Annotated in this window: 16 protein-coding genes; 9 read left to right on the top strand and 7 right to left on the bottom strand. The window is 50.1% G+C overall.

Annotated features, from left to right (window positions below; translation table 11 throughout):
* Window positions 1-20 precede the first annotated feature (20 nt).
* Window positions 21-1,565: a transcriptional regulator TyrR gene (gene tyrR, locus OGV74_RS10545; protein ID WP_086504127.1), complete on the top strand. Its 1,545-nt coding sequence runs from the start codon at window positions 21-23 to the stop codon at window positions 1,563-1,565.
* 53 nt (window positions 1,566-1,618) lie between these two features.
* Here the strand turns inward: tyrR and tpx are convergent, their stop codons facing one another.
* Window positions 1,619-2,125, bottom strand: a complete 507-nt coding sequence (gene tpx / locus OGV74_RS10550) for a thiol peroxidase (RefSeq protein WP_003020437.1) — start codon at window positions 2,123-2,125, stop codon at window positions 1,619-1,621.
* Window positions 2,126-2,240: 115 nt separating this feature from the next.
* Between tpx and ycjG the strand changes: the two genes are divergently transcribed.
* On the top strand, window positions 2,241-3,206 hold the full coding sequence (gene ycjG / locus OGV74_RS10555) for an L-Ala-D/L-Glu epimerase (RefSeq protein WP_003020435.1): 966 nt from the start codon (window positions 2,241-2,243) through the stop codon (window positions 3,204-3,206).
* Here ycjG and mpaA read toward each other — a convergent pair.
* Window positions 3,181-3,909, bottom strand: coding sequence for a murein tripeptide amidase MpaA (mpaA, locus tag OGV74_RS10560; RefSeq protein ID WP_003840786.1), 729 nt, complete (start codon window positions 3,907-3,909; stop codon window positions 3,181-3,183). The two genes, ycjG and mpaA, sit on opposite strands and share 26 nt — an antisense overlap.
* Window positions 3,910-4,093: 184 nt before the next feature.
* Here mpaA and mppA point away from each other — a divergent pair, with 184 nt between their 5' ends.
* The gene (gene mppA, locus OGV74_RS10565; RefSeq protein ID WP_086504126.1) at window positions 4,094-5,707 is read left to right on the top strand and encodes a murein tripeptide ABC transporter substrate-binding protein MppA; all 1,614 of its coding nucleotides are present in this window, start codon (window positions 4,094-4,096) and stop codon (window positions 5,705-5,707) included.
* A gap of 37 nt (window positions 5,708-5,744) precedes the next feature.
* Here mppA and OGV74_RS10570 read toward each other — a convergent pair whose 3' ends face one another.
* Window positions 5,745-6,308 (bottom strand): MarR family winged helix-turn-helix transcriptional regulator, encoded by a 564-nt coding sequence (locus OGV74_RS10570; RefSeq protein WP_286520782.1) that lies wholly within the window; start codon window positions 6,306-6,308, stop codon window positions 5,745-5,747.
* A 114-nt stretch (window positions 6,309-6,422) separates the two neighbouring features.
* Between OGV74_RS10570 and OGV74_RS10575 the strand changes: the two genes are divergently transcribed.
* A complete protein-coding gene (locus tag OGV74_RS10575) occupies window positions 6,423-6,653 on the top strand; it encodes a glutaredoxin family protein (protein WP_003020425.1) in 231 nt (76 codons plus the stop codon).
* Between the two features lie 66 nt (window positions 6,654-6,719).
* Window positions 6,720-7,004 (top strand): Rho-binding antiterminator, encoded by a 285-nt coding sequence (locus OGV74_RS10580; protein ID WP_003020422.1) that lies wholly within the window; start codon window positions 6,720-6,722, stop codon window positions 7,002-7,004.
* Here OGV74_RS10580 and OGV74_RS10585 read toward each other — a convergent pair.
* Window positions 7,001-7,771 (bottom strand): DeoR/GlpR family DNA-binding transcription regulator, encoded by a 771-nt coding sequence (locus tag OGV74_RS10585; RefSeq protein ID WP_048217816.1) that lies wholly within the window; start codon window positions 7,769-7,771, stop codon window positions 7,001-7,003. The two genes, OGV74_RS10580 and OGV74_RS10585, sit on opposite strands and share 4 nt — an antisense overlap.
* A gap of 120 nt (window positions 7,772-7,891) precedes the next feature.
* Between OGV74_RS10585 and OGV74_RS10590 the strand changes: the two genes are divergently transcribed.
* The 3 genes from OGV74_RS10590 (at window position 7,892) to OGV74_RS10600 (ending at window position 9,990) form a co-directional block, all read left to right on the top strand.
* A complete protein-coding gene (locus tag OGV74_RS10590; RefSeq protein WP_086504125.1) occupies window positions 7,892-8,275 on the top strand; it encodes a VOC family protein in 384 nt (127 codons plus the stop codon).
* A 211-nt stretch (window positions 8,276-8,486) separates the two neighbouring features.
* Window positions 8,487-8,894 carry a cupin domain-containing protein gene (locus OGV74_RS10595; RefSeq protein WP_199880208.1) on the top strand — a complete coding sequence of 136 codons (408 nt, stop codon included), beginning with the start codon at window positions 8,487-8,489 and terminating at the stop codon, window positions 8,892-8,894.
* Between the two features lie 43 nt (window positions 8,895-8,937).
* On the top strand, window positions 8,938-9,990 hold the full coding sequence (locus tag OGV74_RS10600; protein WP_286520783.1) for an NAD(P)-dependent alcohol dehydrogenase: 1,053 nt from the start codon (window positions 8,938-8,940) through the stop codon (window positions 9,988-9,990).
* A gap of 35 nt (window positions 9,991-10,025) precedes the next feature.
* Here OGV74_RS10600 and OGV74_RS10605 read toward each other — a convergent pair whose 3' ends face one another.
* On the bottom strand, window positions 10,026-11,057 hold the full coding sequence (locus OGV74_RS10605; RefSeq protein ID WP_086504122.1) for a mechanosensitive ion channel family protein: 1,032 nt from the start codon (window positions 11,055-11,057) through the stop codon (window positions 10,026-10,028).
* Between the two features lie 244 nt (window positions 11,058-11,301).
* Between OGV74_RS10605 and OGV74_RS10610 the strand changes: the two genes are divergently transcribed.
* On the top strand, window positions 11,302-11,562 hold the full coding sequence (locus OGV74_RS10610) for a DUF2534 family protein (RefSeq protein ID WP_003020403.1): 261 nt from the start codon (window positions 11,302-11,304) through the stop codon (window positions 11,560-11,562).
* Between the two features lie 48 nt (window positions 11,563-11,610).
* Here the strand turns inward: OGV74_RS10610 and uspE are convergent, their stop codons facing one another.
* Both uspE and fnr read right to left on the bottom strand, forming a co-directional pair.
* Window positions 11,611-12,561 carry a universal stress protein UspE gene (gene uspE / locus OGV74_RS10615; protein ID WP_003840808.1) on the bottom strand — a complete coding sequence of 317 codons (951 nt, stop codon included), beginning with the start codon at window positions 12,559-12,561 and terminating at the stop codon, window positions 11,611-11,613.
* A gap of 151 nt (window positions 12,562-12,712) precedes the next feature.
* Window positions 12,713-13,465 carry a fumarate/nitrate reduction transcriptional regulator Fnr gene (gene fnr, locus OGV74_RS10620; RefSeq protein ID WP_003020397.1) on the bottom strand — a complete coding sequence of 251 codons (753 nt, stop codon included), beginning with the start codon at window positions 13,463-13,465 and terminating at the stop codon, window positions 12,713-12,715.
* Between the last annotated feature and the right edge of the window lie 55 nt (window positions 13,466-13,520).

Genomic DNA, 13,520 nt, shown 5'->3' on the forward strand with positions numbered 1-13,520 from the left:
TTGTCCAGGTGAAGGTTCCTATGCGTTTGGAAGTCTTTTGTGAAGACCGTCTTGGTCTGACCCGCGAACTGCTCGATTTACTGGTGCTGAGAAGCATTGATTTACGCGGTATCGAGATTGACCCCATCGGGCGAATTTACCTTAATTTTGCGGAGCTGGAGTTCACCAACTTCAGCAGTCTGATGGCTGAAATCCGCCGTATTTCAGGGGTTACGGATGTGCGTACCGTACCCTGGATGCCTTCCGAACGTGAACATCTGGCGCTTAGTGCGCTGCTTGAAGCGTTGCCAGAACCGGTCCTTTCTCTGGATATGAAAAGCAAAGTCGAGATGGCGAACCCTGCGAGCTGTCAGCTTTTCGCGCATACTCAGGATCGGATGCGCAATCATACCGCCGCCCAGCTAATCAATGGGTTTAACTTCCAGCGCTGGCTGGAAAGCAATCCGCAGGATTCCCAGAGCGAACATGTCGTAATTAACGGACAGAATTTCCTGATGGAAATTACGCCTGTCCATTTGCAGGGCGAAAATCAGGAGCAGATGCTGACCGGTGCGGTGGTGATGTTGCGCTCCACTATCCGAATGGGACGCCAGCTGCAAAATATGACTACGCAGGATCTCAGCGCGTTTAGCCAGATTATTGCCGTCAGCGCCAAAATGAAACACGTGGTGGAACAGGCGCGCAAGCTGGCGACGTTGAGCGCGCCGCTGCTGATTACCGGTAATACCGGCACCGGCAAAGATCTCTTTGCTCATGCCTGCCACCTGGCAAGTCCGCGTGCGTCAAAACCGTATCTGGCGCTGAACTGCGCGTCAATTCCTGAAGATGCGGTTGAAAGCGAGCTGTTTGGCCATGCGCCGGAAGGTAAAAAAGGCTTCTTTGAGCAGGCGAATGGCGGTTCGGTTCTGTTAGATGAAATTGGCGAAATGTCGCCACGTATGCAGACCAAATTGCTGCGTTTTCTCAATGACGGCACATTCCGTCGCGTGGGAGAAGATCACGAAGTTCATGTTGATGTTCGCGTGATTTGCGCAACGCAAAAGAACCTTGTGGAACTGGTGCAGAAAGGACTTTTCCGTGAAGACCTCTATTATCGTCTTAATGTACTAACGCTAAACCTGCCGCCGCTGCGCGATTGCCCACAAGATATTATGCCGCTTACTGAACTGTTTGTGGCGCGTTTTGCCGACGAGCAGGGCGTGCCGCGTCCGAAACTGTCTGCAGATCTCAGCACGGTACTAACTCGTTATGGTTGGCCGGGCAACGTGCGTCAGCTTAAAAATGCGATCTACCGGGCGCTGACCCAGCTAGAAGGCTATGAGCTACGACCACAGGATATTTTGCTGCCGGATTACGATGCGACAACGGTTGCTGTCGGAGAAGAGGTGATGGAAGGGTCGCTGGATGAAATCACCAGCCGCTTTGAACGCTCCGTGTTGACGCAGCTGTATATGAATTATCCCAGCACGCGCAAGCTGGCCAAGCGCCTCGGCGTTTCGCATACTGCGATTGCTAACAAATTGCGTGAGTATGGACTGAGCCAGCAGAAAAAAAGCGAAGAGTAATGCCGTAAATGAAAATGCCTCCATGCGGAGGCATTTTTGTATGCAGACGCAGCTTACGCTTTCAGTACGTCCAGCGCAGCAGTGTAGTCTGGTTCGTTGGTGATTTCATTGACCAGCTGGCTGAAAACAACGTTATCATTTTCGTCAATAACGACCACGGCACGTGCGGCCAGGCCTTTCAGCGGGCCTTCAGCGATTTCAACACCGTAGTTTTTCAGGAATTCTGCGTTGCGCAGGGTGGACAGCGTGATAACGTTGCTCAGACCTTCCGCGCCGCAAAAACGAGAGTGGGCGAATGGCAGGTCGGCTGAGATGCACAGTACGACGGTATTGTCGATTTCTGTCGCCAGTTGGTTAAACTTACGTACCGATGCCGCGCAAACGCCGGTATCGATGCTTGGGAAAATATTCAGCACTTTGCGCTTGCCTGCGAACTGGCCCAGCGTAACGTCAGACAGGTCTTTAGCCACAAGGGTAAAAGCCTGAGCTTTGCTTCCAGCTTGAGGAATAGAGCCGGCAACTGCAACCGGGTTGCCCTGGAAATGAACGGTTTGTGACATGGTTATCTTCCTGTTTACATATAGTTAACGTCGAGGCTAGTTTATGCCATCAGCAGTTAACACGGCAAACGCTATTTGCGGATATCCGCTTCAGGGACTGCATTAAGGAAAACAAATGAGAACAGTTAAGGTATATGAGGAAGCCTGGCCGCTGCACACTCCCTTTGTCATTGCCCGTGGGAGCCGGACCGAAGCGCATGTGGTGGTTGTCGAAGTGGAAGAAAACGGCGTCACAGGTATAGGCGAGTGCACACCGTACCCGCGCTACGGTGAAAGCGATGCCTCAGTGCTGGCGCAAATTATGAGCATTGCGCCACAACTGGAAAACGGAATGACGCGTGAAGAGCTGCAAAAGCAGCTGCCAGCGGGGGCAGCGCGTAATGCCGTGGATTGCGCGTTGTGGGATCTAAGCGCGCGTCAACAGCAGCAGTCGCTGGCGGAATTAGTGGGAAGTGAACTGGCGGAAGTGGTGACTACGGCGCAAACCGTAGTGATTGGCTCGCCGGAACAAATGGCTGCGAGCGCGGCTGCGCTGTGGGAAAATGGCGCGAAATTGCTGAAAGTTAAACTGGATGCTCGCTTGATTAGTGAGCGAATGGTTGCCATTCGTGCGGCTGTTCCTGACGCCACGATTATTGTCGACGCCAACGAATCCTGGCGGGCAGAAGGCCTTGCGGCACGCTGTCAGCTGCTGGCTGATTTAGGGGTTGCGATGCTGGAGCAGCCGCTGCCGGCGCAGGATGATGCCGCGCTTGAGAATTTTGTACATCCGCTGCCCATCTGCGCAGATGAAAGCTGCCACACCCGTAGCAGTCTGAAAGCACTGCACGGACGCTATGAAATGGTTAATATCAAACTGGACAAAACAGGCGGCCTGACGGAAGCGCTCGCGCTGGCAACCGAAGCACGCGAGCAGGGATTTGCGCTGATGCTGGGCTGCATGCTGTGTACCTCCCGGGCGATCGGCGCGGCGTTACCCCTTACGCCACTGGTTAGCTTTGCGGATCTTGATGGCCCAACGTGGCTTGCCACCGATGCGGCGCCAGCCCTGCATTTTACGACCGGGCAGCTCCATCTCTAGGGTGCCAGCGCAGGAGATTGGACATGGCTAGCAGGTATTTTTCGCTCGCTTCATCCGATGAAATGGGCGGAAATTCGGCTGTTATACAGTGTAAGTTTAGGTCTGCGCACCAGCTACCAAAAGAGCCGGGCGTTTCATAACCCACACTGGTGACTAGAGGCAATTCAAACGATTGTGCCAGCCACGCGCCCAGCTCGCTGCTTCTGGGATCTTCAATACAGGCCAGTGGATCGTGAAAAGAGACTACCCAGGCGGGATGAATTCGGTGAATAAGCTGACACAATGCCTGGGTTTCTGGTTCCGAGCCCGGATGATCGCCGGTCAACAACACTACATCACGCTCTTCTGCGCTACTGTTCCAGCGATACACCGTTTCGCCTGCTTTCCAGTTTGCGGCGGGAAAGTTACGATTAAGATCGATGCCGTTCGCATTTGCGCGCAGCCCAAGCTGGCAACCGTCAGGGTTTACGGCTAGCACCACATGATGGCGACGCAGGGAAGGGTTAAGCGTACGCAATGCGCAGGAAAGGGTAACGACTGAGGAGTTTTCGTCGCCGTGAGTTCCCGCCAGTATCAGGCCGCTTTCACGATCGGCTGCCAGTGCAGGAAACCAGATTAGCGGTGCGCCTAACAATGAACGTCCGTAATGTTCGGTTCCAGGTGGGAATGCGCCGCGCTCGGCACGGGGACGGGTAACGGTCATAGTCATCTCTGAATGCTTGGATTGTTACTCGCAGTGTTGTGCAAAATGTATGGATAATCAAATCGTTTTCACACACTTATCTTTTCAGGTGTAATATCACTTTCTTGTCGGAAGTTAATTGCATTTCCTGCTGGCGATACAAATAATTACACATTCACTTAGTAGCCGGAATCGAGGGTATCTTATGCAGCATTCTGTTTCAGTAACCTGTTGTGCGTTGTTGGTTAGCAGCATTTCTTTATCCTGGGCTGCTGATGTTCCCAGCGGAACGGTACTGGCAGAGAAACAAGAACTGGTGCGTCATATAAAAGACGAACCGGCGTCGCTTGATCCGGCAAAGGCCGTCGGGCTCCCTGAGATTCAGGTAATTCGTGATTTATTTGAAGGGCTGGTCAACCAGAATGAGAAGGGTGAGATCGTACCTGGCGTCGCTACCCAGTGGAAGAGTAACGATAACCGCATCTGGACGTTTACGCTGCGCGACAATGCGCAATGGGCGGATGGTACGCCCGTAACGGCGCAGGATTTTGTCTACAGCTGGCAGCGTCTGGTTGATCCAAAAACGCTGTCGCCGTTTGCCTGGTTTGCTGCGCTGGCGGGCATTAATAATGCTCAGGCTATTATCGATGGCAAAGCCACGCCTGATAAACTTGGCGTTAGTGCTGTCGATGCACGGACATTGAAAGTTCAACTGGATAAACCGCTGCCCTGGTTTGCCAATCTGACGGCGAGTTTTGCATTTTATCCGGTACAAAAAGCCAACGTTGAGAGCGGCAAAGAGTGGACCAAACCGGGCAACCTGATTGGTAACGGCGCCTATGTGCTAAAAAATCGCGTCGTGAACGAAAAACTGGAAGTTGTCCCGAACACGCATTATTGGGACAACGCCAAAACAGTGCTGCAAAAAGTCACATTCCTGCCAATTAACCAGGAATCGGCAGCGACCAAGCGCTATCTTGCTGGTGATATTGATATCACGGAATCCTTCCCGAAAAATCTGTACCAGAAACTGTTGAAGGATATCCCGGGTCAGGTTTACACTCCGCCGCAGCTTGGTACTTATTATTATGCCTTTAATACCCAGAAGGGACCGACTGCCGATTCACGCGTGCGTCTGGCGCTCAGCATGACTATCGATCGTCGCCTGATGGCGGAGAAGGTGTTGGGTACCGGTGAGAAGCCTGCATGGCATTTTACGCCGGATGTAACGGCAGGATTTGTGCCGGAACCTTCACCGTTTGAGCAAATGAGTCAGGAAGAATTGAACGCGCAGGCGAAAACGCTGCTGCGTGCGGCGGGCTATGGTCCACAGAAACCGCTTAAACTGACGCTGCTGTACAACACCTCAGAAAATCATCAGAAGATTGCTATCGCAGTGGCTTCTATGTGGAAGAAAAACCTCGGTGTTGACGTGAGACTGCAGAACCAGGAATGGAAAACGTATATCGACAGCCGTAATACCGGTAATTTTGATGTGATCCGTGCCTCCTGGGTGGGCGACTACAATGAGCCTTCTACGTTCCTGTCATTATTAACATCGACCCATACGGGCAATATCTCCCGCTTTAATAATCCGGCATACGATAAAGTGTTGACCCAGGCTACTCTGGAGAATACAGAAAAAGCGCGGAATGCTGATTATAACGCTGCGGAGAAGATTCTGATGGAACAGGCACCTATTGCGCCGATCTATCAGTACACTAATGGGCGTTTAATTAAACCATGGCTGAAAGGGTATCCGATTACTAACCCTGAAGATGTGGCCTATAGCCGCACAATGTATATCGTTAAGCACTGACAGAGATAATGGCTGGTGTGATTTTGCATCAGCCATTCTACGTTTCCGGCGGTTGATGCTCACGGCAAATCAGCAACGAATCTTCTTCAGTTAATCCCTCTTTCATCAGATTACAAAATCCCTGACCATCAATTTTTTGGTGGAACCGACAGCTATGGCAAAGACCAAAGCCAGGCACATTGTTGGTCTTCTGGATCCCGCGTAACAGTTCTAACAGCAGCTCTCTGAGTACGCTCGCCCGTTCACCCATTGCCGATTCACCCTCCACTAAAAACGTGGGGGGCAGCAGGGCTTCCAGTAAGGTATTGGCAGACTCACTTAAGTGGAGATGGACGCTACGTTTATCACGGTCATCCGGCTTGCGAACAATCAACCCTTTGTTTTCCAACAGCTTCAGCGATTGCGACACGGTACCTTTGGTGAGACCAAGGTAGTCTGTCACGCCAAGCGGCGTATTGGAATAACGATTACAACGGGCCAGATACATTAACGCACTAAGTTGTACTGGCTGAAGATCCACCAGTAAAGGATGCTGGCGAAACCACATCCGTGTCAGGCTGGAAAGCCGGTCAAGTACGTCGAAAAGTGACATGTCGGGCATAACAAATCCTCCTCGGCATATAGTATCGATTAAAAACTATATTGACAAAGAATAAAAGCAACGTACTATAAATTATAGTATCGAATCGATACTATAATTTATAGGAGATGTATCATGACTAAAGCTCGTTTCTATCATGCAGGTTGCCCGGTTTGTGTTTCCGCAGAACAAACTCTTCTCCAGCACTTGTCTGCGGATGTTGAAATCGATGTGGTTCATCTGGGAGAGCATCCTGATCGGGTTGCCGAGGCTGAAGTGGCTGGCGTGAAATCTGTTCCGGCGCTGGTGATTGACGGCAATGTGCTGCATATTAATTTTGGCGCTCCCATCGAAGCGTTGAAATAGCTGGATAGTTCGGGAAGTTGCGTTGGCGATTTCCCGAATATACAAGACGTTGGGGAAGGTAACGCGATGAACACGACCGAAGAGTATCACCCGATAGATTGCGATTTTCATGATTATCTGGAAATCGCCTGCATGTACCACTATTGGTTGCGCATTGAACTAACGGATGGCACATGTTTTGATGCTAAAGCGTTGACGACGTGTACCACCGTGGAAAAAGAAGAATTTCTGGTAGTGGGGCAATCTGAAAATCAGCAAAAAATCCGTCTGGATTGTCTGTCAGCTATCACCGCGCTGACGCCAGGAGCGACGTTTAGCACAGTAAGTTTTCAGAGAGCCTGCCGCGGTTAGACGGTATAAATCCGAATGTCGTGCGCCTGGAATGCCGTGGCGTACTCTTTGCTGATGTTGTCCTCTACAACAATTACATCAATATTGCTGCTTTCGGTAACGACATATCGGGCGATGGCTGGGATTTTTTCAGCGGTTAGCGCGACGATAGTTTCATTACATTGTTTGATCACCGCTTTTTTGAACTCACAATCCGCGTAATCAAACCCCGTTAAGCCGGATTCAGGCGACATCGCACAGCCGCCAATAAATCCCTGATCGAATAAAATGTCCTGCACTTGTGCGATGGCGGAAGCTCCCACACACCCGCCTGAAGATCTCTGTACCGCGCCGCCCAGCATAATGACCTCAAACAGCGGTTTTTTTAGCAAAACGGCGGCAATCTCCGGTGAATTTGTCACCACGGTTAACGCCAGTTCGGCGGGCAGAGCTTCTGCCATCGCCAGATTGGTGCTACCCGTGTCGATAAAAATACAGCTTCCGGATTTGACCAGTCTGGCACATCGCTGCGCGATGTTGCTCTTTTTGGCCACATTAATACCCTTGCGCACGGCAATGTCTTCGGATTCAGGGAGTGCAATTACCGCGCCACCATAGACCTTCTTGCATACGCCATCTTTGCTCAATTCATGCAAGTCACGACGAATTGTATGTTCAGAAACGCCTAATCGGTTCGCGAGTTCAGAACAAATGACTCTGCCGTTTTCTTGCAGGATCTGATAGATAAGCGCCTGGCGCTGTTCCGGGAATGCGGCGTAATCGAGCATAGATACTCCAGGTAAAATAAACATCGAGCAATAAAGTGCATGATCGTGCATTATGATTAACGATGTCAACATCCCTTACAGGGATCGTACTATTCTGGATACAACGGGAAGAGGTTCGCTATGAAGATTGCGCATATGGCGTTATGGACACAGAATCTCGAGCAGCAAGCTCGCTTCTGGGTTTCATTTTTTGACGGTAAGATCAACGAGAAATACTGCAGTAAAACCAACCCTGGGTTTGAATCTTATTTTGTCAAAATTGGCGAGGATATTGCAATTGAGTTAATGACCAAACCGGGTCTTGTCGGGCAGCAACCTGACAATAATCGTTGCGGATGGGTACACCTCGCCATTTCTGTTGGCGGCAATGAAAATGTTGATGCCGTTGCAATGCAAGCGCAGGAACAGGGGATATTAGTCTCAGGTCCGCGCACTACGGGCGATGGTTATTACGAAGCGGTGATACGCGATCCGGACGGTAACCTGATTGAAATTGTGGCGTAGGGCTTAAAGCAAGCGCCATGGGATAAATCGTACGCTTATTATTAATGAACATGATTCATAAGTTTGTCCTTCTTTCCACCTCTAATCACCAGCCTGTCGAGTCTCTATAATTTTTATAGTTTTCAGCATCCGGTGGCGCATGCCGCCACCGTTTTGGAGAATCGAAATGCAAAATCAACTGAATACCGCGCCCAGCGCCAGCGCGGAGATTATGAATCAACAATTTGATGGTAACAGCGTCTTTCCGCGAGGCGAGAAAAATGAAGCTTTTGCGAAGTATTTCACTGGTGATAGCTATCTGCCCATGCTCTCCATGGAAGGTGTGGTAATTGGCAATGTCGCATTTGAACCGGGTTGTCGTAACTTCTGGCATGTTCATCATGAGGGCGGACAAATATTGCTGGTGACCGGGGGCAGAGGCTGGTATCAGGAATGGAATCAACCGGCGCGCGAGCTGGAAACCGGTGATGTCGTGCATATTCCCGCGGGAATGAAACATTGGCATGGCGCTGCGCGTGATAGTTGGTTTGCCCATATCGCCGTGGAAATCCCGGCCCCTGGCGCGTCGAACGAATGGCTGGAACCGGTTAGCGACGCTGAGTACAACCTGCTGCCCTGAACTATGCTGGTTCTGGTAACACCTAATCCCTGAGGAGATCTCAATGGTCATGAACGTGAAGGGTTATGCTGCTCTGGCAGTGAAAGAAGATTTAGTCCCCCATAGTTTTGTTCGTCGTGACCCGCGTGAAGATGATGTGGTTATCGATATTTTATACAGCGGTGTTTGCCACTCGGATATCCACAACGCCTACAACGATTGGGGTGGTGCTAAATATCCGATGGTACCAGGGCATGAAATCATTGGCCGCGTGGTGCATGTTGGTAAATCGGTAACGAAATTCAACGTGGGCGATCTCGCAGGGGTAGGCTGCATGGTTGATTCATGTCAACACTGTAGCGCCTGTGAACAAGGGCTGGAACAATATTGCGAAGAAGGCAACACGCTAACGTATAACGATATCGACCGTCATGACGGTCTGCCCACTTTCGGCGGCTATTCTGACAAAATTGTCGTTACTGAAAAGTTTGTGGTGAAGGTTCCTGAAGGGATCGATTTACGCGGTGCGGCACCGCTGCTCTGCGCCGGGATCACGACATGGTCGCCTCTGCGCCACTGGCAGGTAGGCGAGGGCAGTAAAGTCGCGGTTGTTGGTCTGGGGGGACTTGGGCATATGGCAATCAAACTTGCAAATGCTCTGGGCGCGGAAGTTACGCTGTTTACGCGTTCACCGGGCAAAGAAGCTGATGCCAGACGTTTGGGTGCCAGTCATGTTGTGCTTTCCACTGACAGTGAGCAGATGAAAGCGACAGCGAATCAGTTTGATCTGATTATCGATACTGTGCCCTACGTTCATGACCTGAACCCGTATATCCCAACCATGGCACTAAGCGGTACGCTGGTGCTGGTTGGTTATCTCGGTGCGTTGGATCCGTTTCTGAATACGGTTCCCCTGATCCTTGGACGTAGGTCTGTGGCGGGTTCAGTTATTGGCGGTATTGCCGAAACGCAAGAGATGCTCGATTTTTGCGGTCAGCATGGTATTACCGCCGATGTCGAAGTGATCAATATTCAGGATATTAATCATGCCTGGCAGCGGATGTTGAAAAGCGATGCGAAATACCGCTTTGTAATTGATATTGCCTCATTGAAATAAGTACAAAAAAGACGCGGACTTCCGCGTCTTTTTTGTTAGTGTGTCGACGGCGATGCTTCAGGATTATCCATATACAGCGTCTGGCTGGGGAACGCAAAGTCGGCGCCATTTGCCTGGACTATCGTGATAATCTTTAAATAAACGTCTTGCTGTACCGCGAGCCATTCCTTCCAGACGGTGGTTTTCGTGAAGCAATACACCATGATATTCAACGATGAATCGGCAAATTCATTAAAATAGACCAACAGAGTTTGTTTCTGGTCTATTCCTGGGTGGTTTTGCAGCATTTCTCTGACCGACTCGACAACAGCACCGACTTTATCGGCATCCTCATATCGTAACCCGATCACCGTTTTAATACGCCGGTTGGTCATGCGCCCTGGATTTTCTACGCTGATGGAGGAGAAAATCGAGTTTGGCACATACAACGGACGATGGTCGAAGGTGTTTATTTTAGTCATTCGCCAGCCAATTTCGGCCACAGTGCCTTCAATATTGCGGTCCGGGGAGCGGATCCAGTCGCCGATGCTAAACGGTCTGTCGAAATAGAGCATAATGCCTGAGAAGAAGTTGCTCAGAATATCTTTCCCCGCCATACCCACAGCGATACCGCCAATGCCGCCAAAGGTTAACAGGCCGGATAAGCTCATACCGAAGTGTTCGCCATACAGTAAAATGATGGCAACCACGATAGTAATCTTGATGATACGCGACAGGATCCTCGCGCTGGTGATATCTCTGCCTTTATTAATCTGCGTCTTTTCAAACTGATTAATCACCAGAAAAAGCTTGATCGTCAGGATTAACGCAATCAATGAGGTGCAGATAAAGTCGACCACGCTGGGGGAGATAAATTTCAGGCTGTAACTTTCGATAACGTTATTAGCAATGCTGCCAAACGTCCCAATGATAATGGCATAGACAAAAAATTGTGCGGCATGAAATATGAATCCTTTGCAGCGACGCTCTCCACGATGATACCAGACGCTCATCAGGACCAGCGCGGCACAGCTGCTGAGAATTACCGTCAAATTAAACGCATTATTCATAAACAGTTCAGCGATCATGATTCTTCCTGGCAACTCCATGTTATCTAAATATCATCTGACATCTTAATCCCCAGATATTTTACTCAGTTAGGGCGGTCAGATCATTAATCAAAAGGAGAGATAAATAATGCAATCAGCGTTATTTTCAGCGAAATAATGCTGACGTCAACCCTGTATGCGGTTTATGTAGCAGACAGTCAGTTGATGTCATGGTATTGTTAGCGCAAAGTAACAAGGTTTTCATCTGCAAAAGGACAGTACTATGATCATGGCTAAGCTGAAAACAGCGAAGGGACGGAAGTTTCTGTTGTGCCTGCTTGGAGTGTTTATTATCGCAGCGTCGGTCGTGACGCGCGCGACGATCGGCGGCGTTATTGAACAGTATGACATTCCGCTATCCGACTGGACCGCTTCAATGTATGCCATTCAATCTGCAATGATTTGTGTCTACAGCATGGTGTTTACGATTCTGTTGGCTATCCCGCTTGGTATCTATTTCCTCGGCGGCGAGGAGCAACACTAGGCGTTTAAAATGCCGGATGATATCGCCATCCGGCATTTTATTATGTGGTTAATCGTCTTCTTCGTCGTCCAGTTCAACTGGCGTCTGATATTCATCTGGCTTGATGACCAGCAGGTCACAGCGTAGATGATCGATAACCTGTTCCGCGGTATTACCAAGGAACGCGGCAGAAATACCGGTACGTCCGACGGTCCCCAATACCACAATACCTGCCTGTAAGTGCTCAGCTAAATCAGGAATGACCTCTTCAGGTAAGCCTTTTTCAACGTGCGTCACTTTCTCATCAATACTGAATTTCTGGCGTAGCGCCTTCATGGCCAGCAGATGCTGTCCACGGATTGCGTCGTTATAAACGCTGGGATCAAATTCAGGCAGTTCAATCGCGATGTTGATTGGCGTAACAGGGTAGGCGCCTACCAGATGCACTTCGGTATGGTTAACCTGTTCTGCAAGCTGTAGCGTCTCTTTGACCAGTTTTTCATTGAGCGCGTTGTGATAAGCCTCTTCACTGGCGAGGTTTACTGCAACCAGTGCTTTACCCCCTTCAGGCCATGGCTGGTCTTTCACCATCCATACCGGACTTGGACATTTACGCAATAAATGCCAGTCGGTTGGTGTAAATATTACGGCTTCGAGGCGGTCGTGTTGGTGCGCCATCTTGAGGACCAGGTCATGCTTGGCGCTGATGACTTCCTGGATGATGGCTTCAAAGGGTCGGTTATGCCAGACCACTTTAATCTCCAGAGGGATCCCTGCTTCGATATAGTATTTCGCTTGTTCACGTATCCATGCAGTTCGCTGGCTGATAACCCCCTGACGCATTGCCGTACGCTCATCGGGCGACAGCAGGGTAGTCATCTCATAGGAAAAGTCATAGATCGGCAAAAAGGCTTTAATTTTGCCACCAATCCGTTGATGCAAATAAACAGCTCGCCGTAATGCTGGTTGATCGTCCTGGTTCGGGTCGATGACGACCAGCATATTTTTATACATAGCCATACAGGGTCTCCTTACAACTGTCATCGCAGTTTGTAACTAAAAGAGTAACCCAATAATGTGGTTTGAAACAGGGAATAACCTCCTGCCAGATCAATAAATCGGGATAATTTAGCGATTTGACAGAAGGATAACAGAGAGGCTTGCGGAAAGATTACGCAACGTTACGCGTGTGGCCGGCAAGAACCGCCAGCGCGTCGCTGTTCTCAATAGTGATGTACTTGCCTTTCACCGCCAGCATGCCGCTTTTCTGGAAACGACCCAGCAGGCGGCTGATGGTTTCAACCGTCAGACCGAGGTAGTTACCGATGTCGCCACGGGTCATGGTCAGGCGAAATTCACGAGGCGAGAATCCACGCTGGGCGAAGCGACGAGACAGATTATAGATAAAGGCCGCCAGGCGCTCTTCAGCGTTTTTCTTCGACAACAACAGGATCATATCCTGGTCGCCTTTGATTTCACCGCTCATCAGACGCATCATCTGCTGACGCAGGTTCGGCATCTTGCCGGACAGGTCATCCAGCGTTTCAAAAGGAATTTCGCATACCATTGAGGTTTCCAGCGCCTGAGCAAAGCTCGGGTGATGTCCGCTGCCAATCGCGTCAAAACCGACCAGATCGCCCGCCAGATGGAAGCCAGTAATCTGCTCATCGCCTTGTTCGGTAATGGTATAGCTTTTAATCGTTCCTGAGCGGATAGCATAGAGTGATTTAAGCTCATCACCTGCTTTAAAGAGCGTCTGCCCCTTTTGGATAGGCTTTTTGCGCTCGATGATGTTATCGAGCTGGTCAAGCTCATGCTCGTTAAGTGTGAACGGGATGCAAAGCTGGCTGATGCTGCAATCCTGGCAATGGATAGCACAACCGCCAGACTGAATGCGCCGTATAATTCGCTTTTCCGGGATCATAGGTCTGCTCAAGCCGTAATTGATATTTGTCAATTTTAACATCTTTTTGGTGAGC

Source organism: Citrobacter sp. Cf116, assembly GCF_030336505.1.
Classification (GTDB): domain Bacteria; phylum Pseudomonadota; class Gammaproteobacteria; order Enterobacterales; family Enterobacteriaceae; genus Citrobacter; species Citrobacter freundii.

Bases quoted from the DNA above. Each gene is read 5' to 3' on its own strand.
- OGV74_RS10595 (WP_199880208.1), top strand. From the start codon at position 8,487: ATGAATCAACAATTTGATGGTAACAGCGTCTTTCCGCGAGGCGAGAAA.
- fnr (WP_003020397.1), bottom strand. From the start codon at position 13,465: ATGATCCCGGAAAAGCGAATTATACGGCGCATTCAGTCTGGCGGTTGT.
- mppA (WP_086504126.1), top strand. From the start codon at position 4,094: ATGCAGCATTCTGTTTCAGTAACCTGTTGTGCGTTGTTGGTTAGCAGC.
- OGV74_RS10610 (WP_003020403.1), top strand. From the start codon at position 11,302: ATGATCATGGCTAAGCTGAAAACAGCGAAGGGACGGAAGTTTCTGTTG.
- OGV74_RS10575 (WP_003020425.1), top strand. From the start codon at position 6,423: ATGACTAAAGCTCGTTTCTATCATGCAGGTTGCCCGGTTTGTGTTTCC.
- tyrR (WP_086504127.1), top strand. From the start codon at position 21: ATGCGTTTGGAAGTCTTTTGTGAAGACCGTCTTGGTCTGACCCGCGAA.
- OGV74_RS10585 (WP_048217816.1), bottom strand. From the start codon at position 7,771: ATGCTCGATTACGCCGCATTCCCGGAACAGCGCCAGGCGCTTATCTAT.
- OGV74_RS10605 (WP_086504122.1), bottom strand. From the start codon at position 11,057: ATGATCGCTGAACTGTTTATGAATAATGCGTTTAATTTGACGGTAATT.
- uspE (WP_003840808.1), bottom strand. From the start codon at position 12,561: ATGGCTATGTATAAAAATATGCTGGTCGTCATCGACCCGAACCAGGAC.
- OGV74_RS10600 (WP_286520783.1), top strand. From the start codon at position 8,938: ATGGTCATGAACGTGAAGGGTTATGCTGCTCTGGCAGTGAAAGAAGAT.
- mpaA (WP_003840786.1), bottom strand. From the start codon at position 3,909: ATGACCGTTACCCGTCCCCGTGCCGAGCGCGGCGCATTCCCACCTGGA.
- tpx (WP_003020437.1), bottom strand. From the start codon at position 2,125: ATGTCACAAACCGTTCATTTCCAGGGCAACCCGGTTGCAGTTGCCGGC.
- OGV74_RS10590 (WP_086504125.1), top strand. From the start codon at position 7,892: ATGAAGATTGCGCATATGGCGTTATGGACACAGAATCTCGAGCAGCAA.
- OGV74_RS10570 (WP_286520782.1), bottom strand. From the start codon at position 6,308: ATGCCCGACATGTCACTTTTCGACGTACTTGACCGGCTTTCCAGCCTG.
- OGV74_RS10580 (WP_003020422.1), top strand. From the start codon at position 6,720: ATGAACACGACCGAAGAGTATCACCCGATAGATTGCGATTTTCATGAT.
- ycjG (WP_003020435.1), top strand. From the start codon at position 2,241: ATGAGAACAGTTAAGGTATATGAGGAAGCCTGGCCGCTGCACACTCCC.